Origin of the sequence: Plantactinospora sp. ZYX-F-223, assembly GCF_039649625.1 — a bacterium.
In the GTDB taxonomy this organism is placed as follows: Bacteria; Actinomycetota; Actinomycetes; order Mycobacteriales; family Micromonosporaceae; genus Plantactinospora.
In genome coordinates this window covers 1-18,246 of sequence record NZ_JBDJAV010000086.1, presented here as the reverse complement: position 1 = coordinate 18,246, position 18,246 = coordinate 1, and the positions used below count along the sequence as shown (strand labels likewise).

At 66.8% G+C, this 18,246-nt stretch carries 14 protein-coding genes and 1 pseudogene; 7 read left to right on the top strand and 8 right to left on the bottom strand.

Annotation, left to right across the window (positions count from 1 at the left end; genetic code table 11):
* The first annotated feature begins 251 nt into the window (after positions 1-251).
* Complete coding sequence (locus tag AAH979_RS40970; protein ID WP_346263508.1) at positions 252-671, top strand: hypothetical protein; 420 nt, start codon at positions 252-254, stop codon at positions 669-671.
* A gap of 444 nt (positions 672-1,115) precedes the next feature.
* On the opposite strand, the gene AAH979_RS40965 is transcribed toward AAH979_RS40970, so the two are convergent.
* The gene (locus tag AAH979_RS40965; protein WP_346263507.1) at positions 1,116-1,775 is read right to left on the bottom strand and encodes a hypothetical protein; all 660 of its coding nucleotides are present in this window, start codon (positions 1,773-1,775) and stop codon (positions 1,116-1,118) included.
* A gap of 281 nt (positions 1,776-2,056) precedes the next feature.
* Here AAH979_RS40965 and AAH979_RS40960 point away from each other — a divergent pair, with 281 nt between their 5' ends.
* Complete coding sequence (locus AAH979_RS40960; RefSeq protein WP_346263506.1) at positions 2,057-2,356, top strand: antibiotic biosynthesis monooxygenase; 300 nt, start codon at positions 2,057-2,059, stop codon at positions 2,354-2,356.
* 849 nt (positions 2,357-3,205) lie between these two features.
* On the opposite strand, the gene AAH979_RS40955 is transcribed toward AAH979_RS40960, so the two are convergent.
* Positions 3,206-3,583 (bottom strand): hypothetical protein, encoded by a 378-nt coding sequence (locus AAH979_RS40955; RefSeq protein ID WP_346263505.1) that lies wholly within the window; start codon positions 3,581-3,583, stop codon positions 3,206-3,208.
* Positions 3,580-4,838: pseudogene (locus tag AAH979_RS40950) on the bottom strand (IS256 family transposase). The gene AAH979_RS40955 and the pseudogene AAH979_RS40950 overlap by 4 nt, the downstream one beginning before the upstream one ends.
* A 618-nt stretch (positions 4,839-5,456) precedes the next feature.
* Here AAH979_RS40950 and AAH979_RS40945 point away from each other — a divergent pair.
* Positions 5,457-6,584, top strand: coding sequence for a tyrosine-type recombinase/integrase (locus AAH979_RS40945; protein WP_346263504.1), 1,128 nt, complete (start codon positions 5,457-5,459; stop codon positions 6,582-6,584).
* A 230-nt stretch (positions 6,585-6,814) separates the two neighbouring features.
* Positions 6,815-7,309 carry a transposase gene (locus AAH979_RS40940; protein WP_346263503.1) on the top strand — a complete coding sequence of 165 codons (495 nt, stop codon included), beginning with the start codon at positions 6,815-6,817 and terminating at the stop codon, positions 7,307-7,309.
* A 28-nt stretch (positions 7,310-7,337) separates the two neighbouring features.
* Here AAH979_RS40940 and AAH979_RS40935 read toward each other — a convergent pair whose 3' ends face one another.
* On the bottom strand, positions 7,338-7,760 hold the full coding sequence (locus tag AAH979_RS40935) for a hypothetical protein (protein ID WP_346263502.1): 423 nt from the start codon (positions 7,758-7,760) through the stop codon (positions 7,338-7,340).
* Positions 7,761-7,956: 196 nt separating this feature from the next.
* The gene (locus AAH979_RS40930) at positions 7,957-8,937 is read right to left on the bottom strand and encodes a YbhN family protein (protein ID WP_346263501.1); all 981 of its coding nucleotides are present in this window, start codon (positions 8,935-8,937) and stop codon (positions 7,957-7,959) included.
* A gap of 444 nt (positions 8,938-9,381) precedes the next feature.
* On the opposite strand from AAH979_RS40930, the gene AAH979_RS40925 reads away from it, so the two are divergent.
* Entirely contained in the window at positions 9,382-10,131 is a 750-nt protein-coding gene (locus AAH979_RS40925) for an SDR family NAD(P)-dependent oxidoreductase (protein WP_346263500.1), read from the top strand.
* 1,073 nt (positions 10,132-11,204) lie between these two features.
* Complete coding sequence (locus AAH979_RS40920) at positions 11,205-12,371, top strand: IS110 family transposase (protein ID WP_346263499.1); 1,167 nt, start codon at positions 11,205-11,207, stop codon at positions 12,369-12,371.
* A 279-nt stretch (positions 12,372-12,650) separates the two neighbouring features.
* Here AAH979_RS40920 and AAH979_RS40915 read toward each other — a convergent pair whose 3' ends face one another.
* Together AAH979_RS40915 and AAH979_RS40910 are read right to left on the bottom strand one after the other, a co-directional pair.
* Entirely contained in the window at positions 12,651-13,691 is a 1,041-nt protein-coding gene (locus AAH979_RS40915) for a hypothetical protein (protein WP_346263498.1), read from the bottom strand.
* Positions 13,688-14,026: a PadR family transcriptional regulator gene (locus AAH979_RS40910; RefSeq protein WP_245724597.1), complete on the bottom strand. Its 339-nt coding sequence runs from the start codon at positions 14,024-14,026 to the stop codon at positions 13,688-13,690. Before AAH979_RS40910 ends, AAH979_RS40915 begins: the two co-directional genes overlap by 4 nt.
* Before the next feature lie 465 nt (positions 14,027-14,491).
* Here AAH979_RS40910 and AAH979_RS40905 point away from each other — a divergent pair, with 465 nt between their 5' ends.
* Entirely contained in the window at positions 14,492-14,917 is a 426-nt protein-coding gene (locus AAH979_RS40905) for a hypothetical protein (protein WP_346263497.1), read from the top strand.
* A gap of 639 nt (positions 14,918-15,556) precedes the next feature.
* Here AAH979_RS40905 and AAH979_RS40900 read toward each other — a convergent pair.
* A complete protein-coding gene (locus tag AAH979_RS40900; protein ID WP_346263496.1) occupies positions 15,557-17,122 on the bottom strand; it encodes an NACHT domain-containing protein in 1,566 nt (521 codons plus the stop codon).
* Positions 17,123-18,246: the final 1,124 nt, after the last annotated feature.

Here is an 18,246-nt window from a genome sequence, read left to right as displayed (position 1 = left end):
GTACGGTCCGTGCGGGGCGGGTGCGGAGGCCGCAGAGATGAGTGGTGGTTGCCGGAGGTGTTGCCCGTCGGTTTGTCAATGCTGTGGTGTGGGTGGGCGGCTCGGCTTGGGGGAAGGCGTAGCCAGTGGAGGTGCGGTCGGGAGTCTGGTGGGGGTGGTCCGCGTCCTGCGTCAGTTGCATGGCCTGAACGCTGGCGGCTCGTTGGTGATCGGGAGGTCGTTTGTCACGTCGGGGTATCCGGCTGAGACTGGTGCGCCTGGCTGCCGCCGCCTGTGGATCCAGCGCGGAGGAGAAGGTTGGTGGCTCGTACGCCGATCAGGTCGAGGTGGAAGGTTTTCGGCTGGTGGACAGGTACGTCCGGGCGGAGGATACCGTCCTTGTCTATGTTAGGCCGAGTGGTAGCGACGTCGCCGCCGCAGTGAAGGCGCCGGGTTTCGATTTCGGCTCATCGCCGCCCGTCGCCCCGACGGTCGGACTGCTGTTCCAGTGTCTTGCTGAGGGGTATCGAATCCCGTATCGGGATATGTCTTGCCGGCTGAGCGTCGCGCAGCTCAAAGAGGACGTCGCCTCGTTTGACTTCTTGGGACTCGACGCTGACGACACGAACGCCGTGAAGCGTGGTCGATCGATGGTGCTCGAGTTGACGATTGGTTGCAGCCAACCGGGTTGACACCGCCTCCGGAGGGAGTTCGGTGCCCTGATCTCGGACTGGACTGCCGCAACGGTGGCGCCGACGCCGGTAAGCCGGCCCAGATCGACATACTGGTGATCAAGCATCCGGCGAGGTTGTGGTGTGCCTGGATCCCGGCTAGTGCCTTGATCCGGTGTTGTGAAGATCGCCTCGGACGTACTGGTGAGAGTGGATCGCATGTGAGCTGTGACCGCAAGAGTTGCAGTGACGAGCATCGTCATGTCCGGACGTCAACCGACACCAGAGGCCAGGCACCGAGCGTAACGAGTCTGGTCGGTGCTAGGCGCGCGGATGGCGGTAGATGCGGATGCAGCTCTGCGCGTTACGCCAGCTCGTCGATGTTGGGTGTTCTGAGACGCGAGTGAGGGCTGCGTCGGCGCGGGCTTGTACAGTGCGATTCGGGTCTCGGGTCAAGGTGGGCTGTTAGGGCCATGCCCGCCACCCCTGAAAGGACACGTGTACTGCGCCCTCGTGGATGAAAACGCTGACGCACATCGAATGTTGGTCAAGTAGCCAGCCAGTTGGCCGGCAGGACTGATCGCCATGCTCGAGGTTCCACCCGCGACTGATCAGATGTTGTCGGACCTGTTCATGCACGTCGCTCATCGATTGCCCGGGCCTGCCGGTCACGGTGATTAAACGACTGCATGCACCTGACCCACATGGAGGGCCTGTTGGCTCCTCGACTGTGGCGGTGAGACCTGCCGGCACCGGCAACAGTTCATCGGCTGAGGGAAGGTACGGCTCGCCGTTGAAAACGTAGAAGGAGAACGGCGCACAGATGCAGGCGACAAACGACGCCAGCGCGATCGCCATCCGGTAGGGCAACGAGGCTCGGTCTCGTTCGTCCCCGCCAAGCCGCCGGTTTTCGACAGCTCGGCCCGCGCCGATGATGGCCACGGCTACGGGAAGGTAGCCCACGAATACATCTGCCCGCGCACGTGGAAAAGCGGTAACGACGACGGTCGCGACGGCAGCCCAGCCGACCAGTGCCAGGCCGACAGTCCAGCCAACCCGCCGGGTACGAGCAACAAGCCACCACACCACAGCAGACAGCGCACCAAGAACGACGATGGCGATCACCGGAGTAAGCATGATCGGTTGACCGTCTGAGCGGAACCCAGCACAAATCACCTGCAAGAAATCTTCACATCTCGGCCCTGGGCTACGACTCGCCGGTGGACCCGTGACGGGCTCGGCGGCAGCGTGGAGAAAGTCGAAGGGAGACGGCATCCTCACCGTGGTACGGCTGCCAAGATCGTATCCCGTATGCTCGGAGCTGCAGAATCGTTCTCCGTTGCGAGCCACTTTCCGTCGCTCGTCGCATGAACGTGACCAGCTTGCCGCCGCGTTAGGGAGTTGCTATGTCATACGGCTACATCGGATCGATGAAGACCAAGCCGGGCCACCGGAATGACGTCGTGGACATCCTGCTGAGCGGCGCTGATGGCCTACGCAAGGCCGGATGTGACCTGTACGTCGTGAGCGTCTCGGACACCGACGACGTCACGATCTGGGTGAGCGAGGTGTGGCAGAGCAAGGAGAAGCACGACGCCTCCCTGCAGCTTCCCGAAGCCAAAGCGGCGATCGGCAAGGCTATGCCGATGCTCACGGGCGAGTTCACCAGCCAAGAAGTAACCGTGATGGGAGGGCTGGGCGTATAGCCCGCTCGTCGCCATCTCGGCGACTTGCCGCTCTTCATGACCCACTGGTCTCCGGACTGGGGACGCACTCAACTCGGCAGTTCCGGACGTCACCCCGCACGGCAGCCCGTTACGGAGCGTGACGACGGCGGGCTGGGATGGCGGCAGATCAGTGCACTCGATCTTGGCGCCTAGGGTCATGCGTGGGCTCGTGGCTCCCGCGGTCCTGTCGCTGGACGGGCGCGTCGAGGGGCCGGGCGGCAACGTGCCGGCCCAACCTATGGACGACTTCTTCGACGAAGCGAGCGGCGGCCAAGGACCCACGTCAGCGGTGTACAGCCGGGTGTCGGCCCTACCTTCGGCGGCGACGTCGTCGGCCTGCGCGGCAGTCGCTAGCCGGGGTAGGGCTGAGCCTCGAAGCCCGCCGAGCGGGCTCCGACCAGGGATCGGCCGCCCCTTTTCAGCAACACCCATCATTTGGGCGTGCAGCCGTCGCGACGGGGTCATGATCAAAACGCCCGTGGACGGGGCCTCGCCCGACCGGACAGAGCGGGACGCGAGGGACGCTCGTCGCACGAGCACCCACCGAGCACCCAACCGTCCACACGGGACGATCAACAAAAGACGCCCGATCGCGTTCCCGCAGGTCGGACGCCTTATGATCTTGCGCGCCCGAAGGGATTCGAACCCCTAACCTTCTGATCCGTAGTCCGATGCTTCGTCAGTGGCGGCATGGACACTGCGAGCGTCACGAGTTGCGGACGCGCTCGTCGCGAGACTGCCAACGCGAATCCTTCAAGCCGAAACACAACCCTGCCCCACCTTGCGGCAGAGGAATCGTCAAGACTTGTGGATTGGTGAGTTTGTCTGCTACCTCGGGTCGTCGGTCTGCCAGGGGTGAAGGAACTGCTCGGGTCGCAGGTTCCATGCATCGAGGGCCGCGGCGAGCTCGGCCTCGCCGGTGACGGTCGTGGTTTGCACGAGGACGGCGCCGATGTCGTGGTCGAAGCCGGCGATCTGGTCGGCGTCGTAGTCCCAGTGCTCCAGCTTGAAGGTGCGGTCAGGGTCGGATCGGGTCCAACCCTGTCGCCGGGCGTCGGAATCGGCGGCGGTCGTGATCGGTCGGATCTCGATGAACGCTCGCCGGCCTGGGCCGCGGGCGGGTACCTCGGTCACCAAGCGCCGGCCGACGCGTAGCGCGGTCAGTTTGTCGGTGGGCCACTGCGGCCGACTGCCGCCGTCGGTCATGCTGCGGCCTGCTCGGCGGGGCGCTCGACGAGGTGACCGCCGACGAACGTGGCGCCGGCACGGACCAGAGCCACGAGGTGGGGTGCGTTGACTGCCCGCCATCGGTCCTGAGCGGCCTCGATGAGCTTGAACGCCATCGCGAGGCCGGCGGCGCGGCTGCCTGGACCCTTGGTCACGCGGGTGCGGTGCCGGACGGTGGCGAAGGTCGACTCGATCGGGTTGGAGGTGCGTAGGTGCACCCAGTGCTCGGCCGGGAAGTCGTAGAACGTCAACAGCTCATCGAGGTCGTCGGTGACCTTCGCGACGGCCTTGGCGAACTTCGCTCTGTACAGGTCGGCGAACCTTCTTGCCGCGAGTTGGGCGTGGGTCTTGTCCTCGGCGCCCCAGATCTCGGCCAGGGCGGCCTTCGCGCCCGGATGCGCGGACTTCGGCAGCGCGGCCAGCACGTTGGCGGTCTTGTGCACCCAGTCCCGCTGTTCACGGGTGTCGGGGAACACCTCCCGCAGCGCGGCCCAGAACCCCAGCGCGCCGTCGCCGACCGCGAGGACCGGGGCGCGCATGCCCCGGCGGGCGCAGTCACGCAGCACATCGGCCCAGGAGCCGGTCGATTCGCGGTAGCCGTCGGCCAAGGCGACCAACTCCTTGCTGCCGTCGGCACGCACGCCGACGATCACCAGCAGACAGAGTTTGTCCTCCTCGAGGCGCACGTTGACGTGGATGCCGTCGGCCCACACGTGCACGTAGTCGACCTGCGACAGGTCCCGTTTGCGCCAGGCGTGGTAGTCGTGGTCCACTGCGCGGTCAACCTCGTGATCGCCGCCGCGGACAGACCGGCGGACGAGCCGAGGAACTGCTCCAACGCGGGCACGAAGTCCCCGGTAGATAGGCCGTGCAGATACAGCAGCGGCAGAACCTCCGCGATCTTCGGCGATTTGCGGCACCACGGCGGCAGAATCGCCGACCGGAACCGCCGACGCTGCCCGGTGACCAGGTCGGTGCGCTTGTCGTTGACCCGCGGCGCGATCACCTCGATCGCCCCCGCCGACGTGATCACCTGCCGCGGCTGGGCGTGGCCGTTACGCACCACCAGGCGCCGGCCCCGCGCGTCGCGTTCATCTGCCAGTTCCGCCAGATAGGCGTCGACCTCGGCCTCCAGGGCGGCGGCCAGCATCCGCCGCGCCCCCTCGCGGACTACCTCGTCCAGCAGCGAGACGCCATCGCGTCGTTGTCCGTCCTCGGCGACTACAGTCAGCACGGGCGTGCCTTCCCGACCGACGCGCCAACGTCGGCCTTGCTCGAGACCTACACACATCGATCACCGGGAAGGTACGCCCCTTCCCGGCCGATCCACAGGTCTTGAGCATTGCTCCTTGCGGCAGCCAACATTCCACTCTCGCCAGCCCGTCAGCGGTCGGTGCCCACCACGGCACCGGCCGCTCTCTCTTGCCCGCCGGCCCGGCCGGCACCAACCACCTCTCCTGGAGGAGATTCCTGTGGCAACGCCATCACACCCGCACCGACCCGACAACGACCAACTACGTTCGACCAGAACCACGGACCCCACACCATCACCGTCGACCGATCAGCCGCTGCTCTACACCCCTGCCGAGGCCGCTCAACGTCTTCAGGTGCGCGAGTCGTGGCTGCGTAAGAAGGCCGCCGCCCGGGCCGTGCCGTGCACGTTCCTCGGCAAGCACCTGCGCTTCTCCCCCACCGACCTTACCGAGATCATCACCAACGCCGCCCGACCCGCCACCGGCCGACGCCCCCGCCGCCGAACGGCGCCCGGCGTCCGGGACCGCGACTTGCCACCACCGGCGACCCGGAGCGTGGATGCACACCCGGATGACCACACATCACGCGGGAGCAGCCCATGGCATGGATAGAACAACGCGGCACCCGCTACCGGGTCCGACTACGACTACCCGACGGCACCGTCACCACCGACTCATCCCACCCCACCTACAGAACAGCAGACATCCGGCGTAAGCAGGTCGACCTCGACCAGGCCCTCGACACCTACCTCGACCCCACCCTCGGCCGCATCACCCTCGCCGAATGGGTCGCCATCTGGGAAGCCGGCCACATCGCCGGCGACGCGAAATGGGCCGCCTACCGCAGCCACCTGCGCAACCACATCCTCCCCCGCTTCGGCGACACACCCCTCACAAAGATCACCCGCCAGACCGTCAAAGTCTTCGTCAAACAACTCCGAACCCACCTCGCCGACAGCAGCGTCGCCAGCGTCATGTCCCTACTCGGACTACTCATGCGCGAAGCCGTCGCCGACGGCCGCATCCCCCACAACCCCTGCCAAGGAGTCAAAGTGATCACCCGCGAACGACCCGAACGCCCAACCGCCACCCCCACCCAGATCAACACCATCACCGGACGCATCGAACGCCGCTCCGACCAGATCCTCGTCACCACCGCCGCCTACACCGGCATGCGCTGGGGCGAACTCGCCGGCCTCGCCCGCACCAACACCCGCCTCGGCCACGGCCTCATCCGCATCGACCCCGACCACGGGGCCCTCCACGAAGTCCAAGGCCGCCTCTACCTCGGCCCACCCAAAACCGCAGGCTCCGCCCGCGACATCCACCTCCCACCCTTCCTCATCACCCTCCTCCAAGAACTCCTCGGCAGCCACGACCACGACCTCGTCTTCTGCGGCGCCCGCGGCGCCTACCTCCGCCGCTCCAGCATGTCCCGCCGCGTCTTCCGCCCCGCCGTCGACGGCAGCCCCCGCAAACACACCGAACCCGTCATCGAAGGCATGCACTTCCACGACCTCCGCCACACCCACAAAACCTGGATGATCGAAGACCAAATCCCCGAAATCGCCCAAGCCCGCCGACTCGGCCACCGCCTACCCGGAATCCGCGGCATCTACAGCCACGTCACACCAACCATGATCGCCGACATCACCAGAGCACTCGAAGACCGCTGGCAAACCACCCAACCCGACAACGGCACACGCCGCCACCTACGAGCAGCCTGACGACAGCAGGCTCCTCAACCACCACAATGCTGCGATCGAGACGCAGGCGACCGCCGCAGGTCCCGTCGCGTCCATGCGATGGCCCTCCCCAACCTTCGGCAGCTTCGGACGCCGGCGCGCCCGAGGAAGGTCACAGACGGTCACACCCTCGAACCCGGCGACGCGGCGAAAAGCGGCAGAAGAGCACGCGCCGCTACGCGGCTCTGGTGGCCGCCCGCGGTTCCACCCTGATGGAGCTGCACGGCATCGGCCCCTCATGCGCGGCCCGCCTACTGGCAGACGTCGGAGACATCAGTCGGTTCGCCGACCGCAGCCGGTTCGCCTCCTGGAACGGCACCGCACCTCTGGACGCCTCATCCGGCGACCAGCAGCGTCACCGGCTCTCCCGCGCCGGCAACCGGCGGATCAACCGCACGCTGCACATCATGGCCCTGGTCCAGCTGCGCAACCGCACGCAAGGCCGCGCATACTTCGACGCGAAGAAGGCCGCCGGGAAGACCTCCATGGAGGCCATGCGGGCGCTGAAGCGACGGCTCTCCAACGTGGTCTACGCCCGCATGATCGAAGACCGGGAACGACGGCAGGTGGCAGGCCCGGGAGGGCACTCGGGGACGACTCTGCAATCCAGCGTGACCGACCTGACCCCGGACATCGGCCCTTCGGACAAGCCACTTCCCGGACCCGCCACCAACCACCCTAAACCCCTGGCGCGGGCGGTGCCTTGATGGCATGAAGGGGTGCCATGAGGGTGCGTCAGACAACGTCTTCGAATGACACCTCTCCGGGGCGCCAGCACATCCAACGCCTGTCTTCGAAGCCGTCCAACAAGGCGATCTCCGGTCCGGGGAGAACATCTTCGATGTCGGGATGCAACACGATCGCCCCTTTGTCGAACTCGATCCTGAGGCCACGGCCTGTCTGCTCCACGGTCGCAACAACATGGCCCGGAATGAACGCTCGCAGGGCGTCGGCGTAGCCCACCTGGCCGGGAGCGATCAGGCCCGTCTGCATCTCCACAACCGGCAACACATCGCAGGTGAGGACCGGCATGTCCTTCGTCGGACCATCGAAGCGCAGCTGAACATAGTCCATGACGAACTGGACCGAGAAGAGACGGAACCCGACGAGCCGACCCAACAACTCGTTGGGAACGTACGCACTATGGTCCGATGACATGCCGTCATAGTGCCCGAGCACCCGCCGGCGAACATCCTCATTTCGGCACGAACGAGCGTTCGACAGACGGACGATGGCCTACGGAGAGTGATGTGGCGCCGGGGTCTAACACGCACGGTCGGCGGCATGAGAGTGCGTTGGCATATTGGCATCGGTCTCGTGGCAGTTGCGCGCTGGCCCGTGTGGGCGTCGGTTGTCATGCCGATTTGTGGACACGACGGAGCGTCAACGCGGCGATGCCGCCGACCGGGATGATGAGCCAGCAGGAGAGCAACCGGTATACCAGAACGGCGGCAGCCGCGCCGATCCCACTCGCGCCGGCGGCGATGAGCCCAGCAACCAGGGCAGTCTCGACGACACCGACGCCCCCGGGGGTGAGAGGCACCTGCCGGACTATCTGAACACTGAGATAGAGGCCGGCGAGCGTCGCGACGCCAACCGACTGGTTGAGCGCTCGAGCGGTGGCGATCAGGCACGCCAGATCAGCCAGCCACTTTACGGTGGTGTATGCGAGCGCGACCGTCCAGTCATGGACGCGGAGCTCGGTACCCGCCCGCCATCCGTCCCGGGCCGAGTTAAGCACGGCTCGCAGGTAGCGACGTGCCCGGCACCCTGTGGTGCCTCGCTCTTCGGCTCCGCCAGGCGATGGCTGGCGAATCCGCCAACGCCCGACCAATACGGCTGCGGTGGTGAGAGCGGCAAGCCCAACGACGACGATCAATGGCTGCCAGTTCAGGAACGCCGCCGGATCGCGGGCGATGACAGCGCCGCCTCCACCGACGTACAGCAGGGCTAACCCGCCGATAGATGCCAGCCCGGACACGATGACGGTGGCGGCGGCTACCTCGCGGGTGGCACCAGCATGCTGATACTTCCGAATGGTGAACGCGGTGGCGACCGCCGGCCCCGCGGGCACGCTGATGGAGAGCGCCGTGCTGGCCAGGACGATCGCATCGGCGTGGCCGCGTCGCACCTGCACACCCAGACGGTCGAGTAGGCACCGCTGTTGGAGCGCGAAGGCGCCGATCGACGCGAACTGCAACAGCGCGGCGAGCAGGATCCAGCGGTGGTCGGCGCTGATGAGCGCGCTGAGGACGTCCCGGGGAGAGGGGATGCGTCCGCGCAGGCTGATCACGGCGAGGCCCATCACCACGGCGACGGCGAGCAGACGCGCCAACGGCCTGCGCCAGGTAGTAGTGGCGGCTGGCTCTGGGTCGTCTATGGAGGTTGTCTCCGGTATCGCCCGAGCGGGCGTTGCCACCGCCATGCGACCCTCCTGACCACGCCGACGGTTGGGGCCGATGATTGGACATCCTCCGATCCTCGCAAACGGCCCGCTCTCGCTCCTCCTCGCCGAATCCAATGCGTACGAACATCGGCACGAGCGTGCGTTCGGCAGCTGGACGATGGCGTACGGAGAGTGACGGGGCGCCGGTGTCCAGAGCGCCCGCTCGGCGGCATCAGCGGATGTCGCGACGATAGTGTTCATCGAGAGCCACTCTCGATAGTCGATCTGGTGCGGCGCAGGCGACCGAGGGCGGTCGATCATGCTCGGCTGCGGTCTCGGCGCCCAAGCCGGGCTGAATTGCGGAGAACGGCGGCAACGATCCGGAGGAATGGTATGTGGCGGTTCGAGGGCAAGGTCGCGCTCGTCACGGCGGTGGCTCAGGGCATTGGGCAGGCCGTCGTCCGGCGGATCGCCGCCGAGGGCGGCGCGGTGGTCGTCACGGATCTGCAGCAGGACGCGGTGGCAACGCTGGCCGACGAACTCGGCACTGAGCACGCGCTCGGGGTCAAGGTCGATGTCACCTCACGGGCCGACATCGACGCCGCGATCGCCGCGGCGGTCGGGCGGTTCGGCCGGCTCGACCTGGTGGTGAACAACGCGGGCGGCTGCATCGTCACCTCGATGCCCGAGGACACCTCAGCCGAAGACTGGCACCGTCAGCTCGACTTCACCCTGGTCAGCGCCGCCCGTTGCATCCAGGCGGCCATCCCGCACCTGGTGAAGACCCGCGGCAACGTCGTCACGATCAGCTCGGTCAACGGTATCTCCGCCTTCGGCAACGTGGAGTACGCCGCGGCGAAGGCCGGCCAGATTGCGATGTCCCAGAACTACGCCGCCCGGTACGGTCCGCTCGGTGTGCGCTTCAACGTCGTCGCCCCCGGTACCGTCCGGACACCGAATTGGGAGTCCCAGCCGGGCGCGTTGGAGAAGCTCACGTCGATGTACCCGCTGGGCCGCGTCGGTGAGCCGGAAGACATCGCCGCGGCGGTCGCCTTCCTCGGCTCCGAGGACGCAGCGTGGATCACGGGCCACACCCTGCCCGTCGAGGGTGGCGTGCTGACCGGCCCAACCCGACCGACCTGACGCCCCCTGACACCCTCCATCTCCGGGGTCGAGACCAGCGCTCCGCCTGACGGCAGGTAGCGGCCGACCGTGCGCGATAGCGTGGCCACCCTCGACATCCCAACACCATCCGGGACAGGGTCAGTGCACCCGCCAGCAGTGTCATGCTGGTAGGCCTGCACGAGGACCCGCAGCGCGTAGGTCAGGCCGATGTAGCGCTCGCCAGCCGGGTCCCATGGCCCGCCGGTCCTTGGCCAGTTGGTTGATTAGGTCGAACATCGGCAGGTGGCTGTCCAGCAAGGCTTTACCGCCGATCAGCCAGCAACGTCGATGTAGCGGTGGTTGTTCGCCGCACTGCAACGGCGTCGGTGTCGGTGTCCGACGAGCTCATGGTCGTTCATCCGCCATTCCTTGCGCACCGACGACCAGGCATCCGCATCTCGGCACGAGCGTGCGTTCGGCAGCTGGGCGTTGGCGTACGGAGAGTGACGGGGCGCCGGTGTCCAGCGCGCTCGCTTGGCGGCAGTTGAGGATGCCCGACGCAGGGGCGATCATCGTGGGATGTCGGAAAGCAAGCGAGACGAGAATCAGAATGACGGTGGGTCGCTACCCACGGAATTCACGTGGGTCGTCTGGCGGCAAGACGATAACGGGAACCGATTCGAGGTTGCTCGCCGAACGGTACGCGTGGACGCTGACGCGCTGGCGGAAGCTATGGAGCGGCGTGGCCATAAGCAGACGTACTGGGTAGAGCGGGCTACCTGACGACGCCCCAGCCCTCGGCACGAGCGTGCGTTCGACAACTGGACGATGGCGTACGGGCAGCGACGGGCGCCGGTGTCCAGCGCGCCCGCTCGGCGGCTACTTCTTTAATTGGATCTACGGCCCCCGCCCGGCCAGGCTGGGTCGAGGTAGCCGGCGGGCTCGCTCTCTCTCGCGGCTGTCCACCCGAGTCAGGGTGTGACTCTCATCTGGCGTGCGCCCGCCGGCTACCGCCCGGGGAGTGGCTCCAGAGGGGTTTGTGCGGCTCAAAGTAGCTTTGCCCTCCCTGATCGGCATCAAGGATATGAGCAGCCACAGGGAGGAATCAGCGCATGGGTCGTGTGGTGATCGGGATGGATCCGCACAAGCGGTCGGCCACGATCGAGGCCATCGACGAACGAGAGAAAGTCCTGGCCCAGGGACGTTTCGGCACCGACACCGAGGGCTACCAGCAGATGCTGGCAGCAGGTCGCGCCTTCAGCGACCGGGTATGGGCGGTCGAGGGTTGTTCCGGCATCGGCCGGCACATCGCCCAGCGCCTGGTCGCCGACGGCGAACCAGTGCTCGACGTGCCGGCGAAACTGTCGGCACGAGTCCGGGTGTTCGACACCGGCCAGGGCCGCAAGACCGACCCGGTCGACGCGCACAGCATCGCGGTCGCCGGCCTGCGCAGCCGCGGCCTGCGCACCGTCACTCCGGACGGCATCACGGTCGTGGTGCGCCTGCTGGTCGACCGCCGCGACGAACTCGGCCGGGCCCGTACCGACATCATCAGCCGCATCCACCACCTGTTACTCGAACTCATCCCCGGCGGAGCGAAGAAGTTCCTCACCCGCGGCCAGGCCAGCTACCTGCTACGCACCGCCCCGCCGCCGGCCGGCATCGTCGCTGCGACCCGCCACGACCTGGCTCGCGAGCTCATCGAGGAACTCACCACGATCGACGCCAAGATCCGGGCAGCCGACAAGCAACTGCGCCAACTCGTCGCCGACCACGGCAGCACGCTCACCGAGCTGCACGGGATCGGTCCGTCCGGGGCAGCCCGGCTGATCGGCGACATCGCAGACATCCACCGGTTCGGCACCGCCGCGCATTTCGCGTCCTGGAACGGCACCGCCCCACTCGAGGCGTCCTCCGGCGACCAGCGCCGTCATCGGCTCTCCCGCGTCGGCAACCGGCGGATCAACCGGGTCCTGCACATCATGGCGATCGTTCAGCTACGCCGTGACACACCTGGCCGCGCCTACTATCGTCGCCGCCTCGCCGAGGGCAAGACGACGATGGAAGCGCTCCGCGCTCTCAAGCGCCACCTGTCCGATGTCGTCTTCAAGCGGATGCTCCACGACGCACGACGCGGCGGAGCTGGTGAAACAGGTCCGGGAGGACACTCGGGAGCGACTCTGCAGTCCAGCGCGGACGGCCCAATCCCGACAGCCGCCTCTTCGGACAAGTCACAACCCGGACCCGCCACCACGAAGCCTAAAACAAAGTCGCCATGATCCCTTGACCTAGAGGGGAACCAGATCAGTGCGCCTGATCTTGGTCGAGGTTGGCCTCGTGGGTCAGATTGCGAATGCGGTGACAGCGCTGGTTTTGTAGTAGACCGGGCGGGGTCGGCGTCAGGTCTACTGTGCGGTGAATCGATGCGCCACGTCTGTGCTGCCGGAGTTGGAGACCGGCCTATCACGTCGGCGACCTGACCGAAGGTGGACTATTGCGATGGTCCGAGGACGGGTTGTGGAGCGGCGCCGGAACAGTCCGATGGCAGCTACGTTTTGTCATGTCTTCGCCGTGCCTGCTGAGCCGGGGTCGGTGGCGGGTGCAGGCCGGGGCGGGCAGAGCACGGCCACGGCGATGGCTGCTGTTATCGCCGCCCCGGCGGGGTAGGCCATGACGCCAAACTCGTCGGTGGGCACCAGGCCACGCCAGAACGGCGAGTCAGGCACGGCCGTGCCGGACAGTGTGTCCAGGTATTGCAGACTGAGCAGCCAGGCGGGGATCAGCAAGACGAGACCGCCGATGGCGGCGGTGGCCGCGAGAGGAGTGGCCCACGGACGGTGCTCGAGTCGGCGGCTGGCCCAGCCGGCTAGCAGCCATCCGGCCGGCATACCGAGCAGGCCGACGGCGAGCGTCGAACCGGTGAGCCAGCGCGGTTCCGCCCGGTAGATCGAGACCCTGAGCCCGCCTTCGGCGTACGCTGCGTCGTAGTAGTCCTCGAACGACAGCACGAGTGCGTCGTTGCGTGCGGTCAATGCCTGCGAGTTGTTTTGCCGGGCGCCGGTTTCGATGTCGGTCGGGCTGGTCGAGTAGGTGTCGGTGACGGTCCAGCCGGCCGCCTCCAGGCGTTGCTGCAGGCCGGCTAGATAGGCGTCGACGTCCTCGGTCGCAGGCGTTCGATCGGTGCTGTAGCTGATCGACGCCGCATCGGTCTCACCACCGTTGTTGCCGAAGGGGTCGTCCGACCTTTCGTACCATTGTGCCGATAAGCCTGGGGTGAGCATCTCGGCGAGCTGAGTCCGCGCCGCGCCGGTTGGTAGCGCCGGCGCCGCCTCCCAACCAATACGGTTCGCCAGCGACGCGCTCAGAAAGCCGGAGAAGATTGAGGCGAAGATTGCCAGCACGACCACGCCCCTGCTGAGTGGGCGACCGAGTCGGGCCCGCATGCCTTGCCGAAGCAGGTTGAGCGTCTCAATAGGGCCGGGCCGGATGTGTCCGGCCTGGGCAGCCATAAGCAGCGTGTCTGCCAGTTCTCCGCGACGTGAGCCCTTCGGGTAGACGTGCAGCAGCAGGCGATATGGGGTGGCGAGGTGGCGGCTCATGCGAACGCCGGGCCAGGCCGCGAGGCGTTCAGCAGCCGCGATGCGGTGCGAACGTTGTGGGCCAGTCGCGCTGTCTCCTCGGCGAGTGCCGCCGCGCCGCCGTCGGTGAGGCGGTAGTAGCGCCGAGGACGCCCTTCAACGGTCTCCTCTCTGTCGATCGCGACCAGTCCTTGGGCGGCTAACCGGTCCAGCGCCGCGTAGAGGGTGCCGGCCTGCAACCTGACCTGGCCTTCGGAGAGTGCCTCGGCCGTCTGGATCACGCCGTACCCGTGCCGTGGTTGATCGACCAGCGCGGTCAGGATCCAGAACGTCGGTTCTCGCATGGCCTTCGACATGACCGCCAATATAAAGATTATCTGACTATGGTGCAACGGCACTGGTGCCGCGCCGGCCGGGGCGCTTACATCGCCTGCTTGCAGTCCCGAGCCACGCCCCGCGACCGGCAGACCCGAACAAGCCACACGAGAACTCCGGTGGCCGGAGGAAGCACCAACGGCCACTGCATCGTCGGGCAACCCCCCTATCGCAACGTCCCGAACAGCGCACTCATCTCGGCACGAGCGTGCGTCCGGCAGCTGGTCGATGGCGTACGGAGAGTGACGGGGCGCGGTGCCCAGCGCGCCCGCTCGGCGGCATGTGCGGATAACAGCTGGCGAGGCTGGCAGCTTGTGAGTCATGGTTGTGCGGTGATCACAGTCCAGCGGGTGCGAGTGCGGTGGAGCGCAGCGGCACGCGGCGCTCAGCACGCCAATCTCCGCCGTGGTCTGAACCGGCCGGTGCCACTTCCTGCCTCACTACCGATGTGCGAGGTGGCCGTCCACGAGGTGCTTTATGACGAGGCGGCCGGCTACGTGCGCCACGACGAGGTGCTCACCGGGGGCATAGAGCAAGCCCGCGACGTGGGCTTGTGGCTCACCATTAAGGGTTCCACGACGATTGTTGATCGGCTGCCCGGCCGTGCGGCATATCCACGCGACCGTGGCATGGCCCGCCTGTTCATACTCTCGCCGGGGCAGGTGGGCCGCTACCGGGCCAACTTCCGGTTCACGTTCACTCAGTGCGCCTGCAACCCCAGCTGGTTCTACGAGGATTGGGTAGTGCACGTCGGCAACGGCCCAGTAGAGCCCGACGGGTTCATCCATCGCGAGCCCGACCATGATGCCGACAACCGCGTGCATCTCTACGGCGGATCGGTGAGGCCGACCGCAGGCAGCCCTCACCGGTAGGACCGGTTGGAGCGCGGCGACAGCGGAACGCGTGCCCAGCCGCCGCTCGTGTCTGCCGACGGTCTGGTCGGTGGCGTCAGAACCAAGTCCATGGGCGGGCGAGTCGCCACAGCCGTCCACGCCAGCGCGCACGTCGAGGGTGCAGGAAGAGCTCGATGTCCTCCAAGGCGTCGATGGCAGTACCCCTGACATGAGGCCGGACACGCCGTTCACGCAAGGCGGCGACGACGCGTCCCTCGTCGAGTCGGCGGTAGACCCTTGCCAGGTGTCCAAGGCAGGTGGCGGCGAGTGCCTGCACCTGGTGGTCATGGTGATCCAGCAGAGCCAGGTAGAGATCCTGCGACCCTTTCCAATCGCCGTCGCCGTATAACGCGCACCCCACCATGGCATCCAGGGCAGCGCTGATGTCTTCGCGATCGAGAGCAGTCCGCACCTCGGCTGGCGTAGCCGACGGAAGATTGTGAAACGTGTGATGCTGGTGCCTCATACCTCATATCTTCGATCACCGCCGCTGTCAGCCAACATCCGCTCATCGGCACGAGCGTGCGTCCGGCAGCTGGTCGATGGCGTACGGATAGTGACGGGGCGCGGTGCCCAGCGCGCCCGCTCGGCGGCAGATTCGTGCGTTTCGTCGCCGTGTTAGGTGAGCCGGTCGCGGAGCAGGCCGTGTCGGAACTGATAGACGCCGCCGGCTTGGCGTAGCACGCCTCGCCGGTGGGCATCGGCAAGGAATGCCATGATTGACCAGGGCAAATCGTTCCGAGTGCACCACGACAGTCGCGCGTATTGAAAAGCACCCCACGAGGTCAAAACGAGCCCGCCCGTGAGCCCGAGCGTGAGCCCGAACGCGAGCCCGATCGTGAGCCCGAACGCGAGCCCGCCCATGAGCCCGCTCGCGAGTCGTATGTGGCGGGGGAGGGTGTGGGCGAGTTCCCACCATGCGAGGTCTTGGGTGTTGCGACGGTGCATGTGGTTGGCGAGTTTGCGGAGATATCGGTCGGCGTCTGCGCGGTGCCAGGTGTGGCCTGTGGGGTCTGGTTCGGGTGGGTCGGGGTAGACGGCGGGGATGAGCCGGTCGAGGAGGTAGGTGTGGACGGTTTCGGTGTCAGGCAGGTCGAGGAGTCTGCTGGGTTGGTTGTCGGGTTGGTCGGGATCGGTGTGGGTGATGCAGGCGAGGTCGATCCACAGGGGTGCGTTGAGTGCGGTGGCCAGCCGGCCGCCGTGCTGTGTGGTGTCGCGGTCGAATGCTTCTTCCCAGTCGCCGGGACGGCTGGTGGCCAGTTGCAGGTATGCGCGCACGACGTCAGCGGGGATGGCGGTGAGTTCTAGGACCGCGGCGGCGGCCATCGTGGTGCCGGATAGTCCGGTGAGGGTGTCGAGGTATTCGGTGGTGCGGCTGGTCAGCACAAGTGGCTGGTCGAGGTCGAACGTGTTGCTGATCGCTTGGACGGCGCGTGCCCGGCGTGGGGCGGGCATCTCGTCGAGGCCGTCGAGCAGCGGGAGCAGTTGGCCGGTCGTGATGGGGCTGCGGCAGCCGTACTCGGTGGCGAGCTGGCTGGTGATCCATTGTTCGAGGGTTTGCTCGTCGGGGTTCCATGTGGGCAGGCGTAACAGCACCGGCACCGGGTCTTCTGGGATGCGTGCCTGGAGGAGTCGCAGGGCCTCGCGTAGCAGCAGTGAGGTCTTGCCGGCGCCGGGCTCGCCGAGGATGACGACCCGGCCACGCAGCCGCTTGTCTGTCAGGACTTGGTGCAGGGCGTCGGGGTGACGCAGGTCGAGGCAGTCGTCAAGGTTCAGGGGCGTCGGGTCGCCGTCGCTGCGGATGTTGCTCCAGTGATCGGCGATCGGCGGGCCGACCGTGGTCCAGGCGACGGGCAAGGGATGCGGATTGGCGAGCCGGCGACGGCGCAGCTCCGGACGCCACACCTGCTCCACCGCAGCTGCGAGTCCGTCCAACACGGCTGAATCCGCATGCCTGCCAGGAGTATGAGCAGGGCTACCAGCAGACCGCAGCGCCTGAATCGTCAGGACGAGCGCGAGGAGGCCGGACGTGCCCCCGATGACGCTGAAGAACTTGTCAAGCCCCTCCAGCAAATCGTTGTCATGGAAAAATCGAGCCACCCCGAGCGCCACGCACATCACGACGAAGGAGCCCGCACCCCACGCCAGGCGCTGCCCTCGTCCATCAACCCGTTCACCAGTCACCACCGCACCGTACTTACCGTGATCGAACCATCACACCAACGATCATCCATCACGACATCCGCTCATCGGCAGATCCGGACATCGATCGCTATGGGAACCACCCACGGAACGCGACGGCTCGGGCCGCTGGTCATCCGGGTAGGGCAACGTGCGGGCGTTACCGATTTCGACCAGAGGGCGGAGATCGATCTTTCCGCACTGGCAGCGTCGTGGGCGTCAGCCGGTGTGAGATCTGGTCGGAGGTCGCCGCTGTCGTCGACGGGTCGTCAAGTGCGGTGGTGGCGCGGACCGCGTGTTCGATCACGTACAGGACGTTCCTGCGGCAGAACCGCTGTGCCTACTAGATGTCGCGGCCTTCGAGCCGGATAAGGGCGGCGACCCGGGTCGCCGTCGGCGGAGGTACCGGAGCCGACAGTCGGATCGGGTTCAACAGACCGAAGTTCGGTGAGTACCGGGTAACAAGCAGCGCCTTCGCCCGTCGATGAGCAGTCTATGGATCCCCGCTATCGGCCGGAGACCGTGGTCGGTGGCTACGCCCGCGCGCACCCGCCCCGCGCTACGACGTCCACACCGCGTTCACCACGAACACCAAGGCACCGGCTACAAAGAAAACGAAGTCCGCCGATCCCCGCCCACGCCGAACAGGTTAAAGATCAAGTTAGACCCCGCCCGTCGGCGTGGCCTGCCGTGCGGGATAACGTCACAGAGCCGCGCGGTGCGTTCCAGCACCAAGTCGGCGGCCCAAGGCTGCGCGTTCGGCGACCAACCGCGCAGCCGGGCGGCGGCCACACCAGCCTCCAAGTCCAAACGGACAGTGGCTGCACGAACGACGGCGTCACCGCACCGTCGAACGCGATCTGCCGGACGCCGTCGGCGGTGGCAACGAGCCTGCGGCCGTACCAGCGTCGCTCGCGCACACGCGCTCCACACCACCAGTGAACCATCGTCGGGGCCCGCCCGACCCCGACGGCGCCCTGCCTCCGGGTCCAGGCCCGGTCCGGCGACCCAACACCGGAAACCCTCCGGCACATCTGCCCGGTGGTAACAGCTGGACCAACAACTGGAGCAGCGCAAGCGGCCGCTCAAGGTCGCTGTCGTCTCGCTCGGATCCAGAGGACTGCTGT

What these genes read in the sequence shown, in the direction of transcription:
- AAH979_RS40960 (WP_346263506.1), top strand. Translation starts at nt 2,057, where the DNA reads ATGTCATACGGCTACATCGGATCGATGAAGACCAAGCCGGGCCACCGG.
- AAH979_RS40955 (WP_346263505.1), bottom strand. Translation starts at nt 3,583, where the DNA reads ATGACCGACGGCGGCAGTCGGCCGCAGTGGCCCACCGACAAACTGACC.
- AAH979_RS40945 (WP_346263504.1), top strand. Translation starts at nt 5,457, where the DNA reads ATGGCATGGATAGAACAACGCGGCACCCGCTACCGGGTCCGACTACGA.
- AAH979_RS40940 (WP_346263503.1), top strand. Translation starts at nt 6,815, where the DNA reads ATGGAGCTGCACGGCATCGGCCCCTCATGCGCGGCCCGCCTACTGGCA.
- AAH979_RS40935 (WP_346263502.1), bottom strand. Translation starts at nt 7,760, where the DNA reads ATGTCATCGGACCATAGTGCGTACGTTCCCAACGAGTTGTTGGGTCGG.
- AAH979_RS40925 (WP_346263500.1), top strand. Translation starts at nt 9,382, where the DNA reads ATGTGGCGGTTCGAGGGCAAGGTCGCGCTCGTCACGGCGGTGGCTCAG.
- AAH979_RS40920 (WP_346263499.1), top strand. Translation starts at nt 11,205, where the DNA reads ATGGGTCGTGTGGTGATCGGGATGGATCCGCACAAGCGGTCGGCCACG.
- AAH979_RS40915 (WP_346263498.1), bottom strand. Translation starts at nt 13,691, where the DNA reads ATGAGCCGCCACCTCGCCACCCCATATCGCCTGCTGCTGCACGTCTAC.
- AAH979_RS40910 (WP_245724597.1), bottom strand. Translation starts at nt 14,026, where the DNA reads ATGTCGAAGGCCATGCGAGAACCGACGTTCTGGATCCTGACCGCGCTG.
- AAH979_RS40905 (WP_346263497.1), top strand. Translation starts at nt 14,492, where the DNA reads ATGTGCGAGGTGGCCGTCCACGAGGTGCTTTATGACGAGGCGGCCGGC.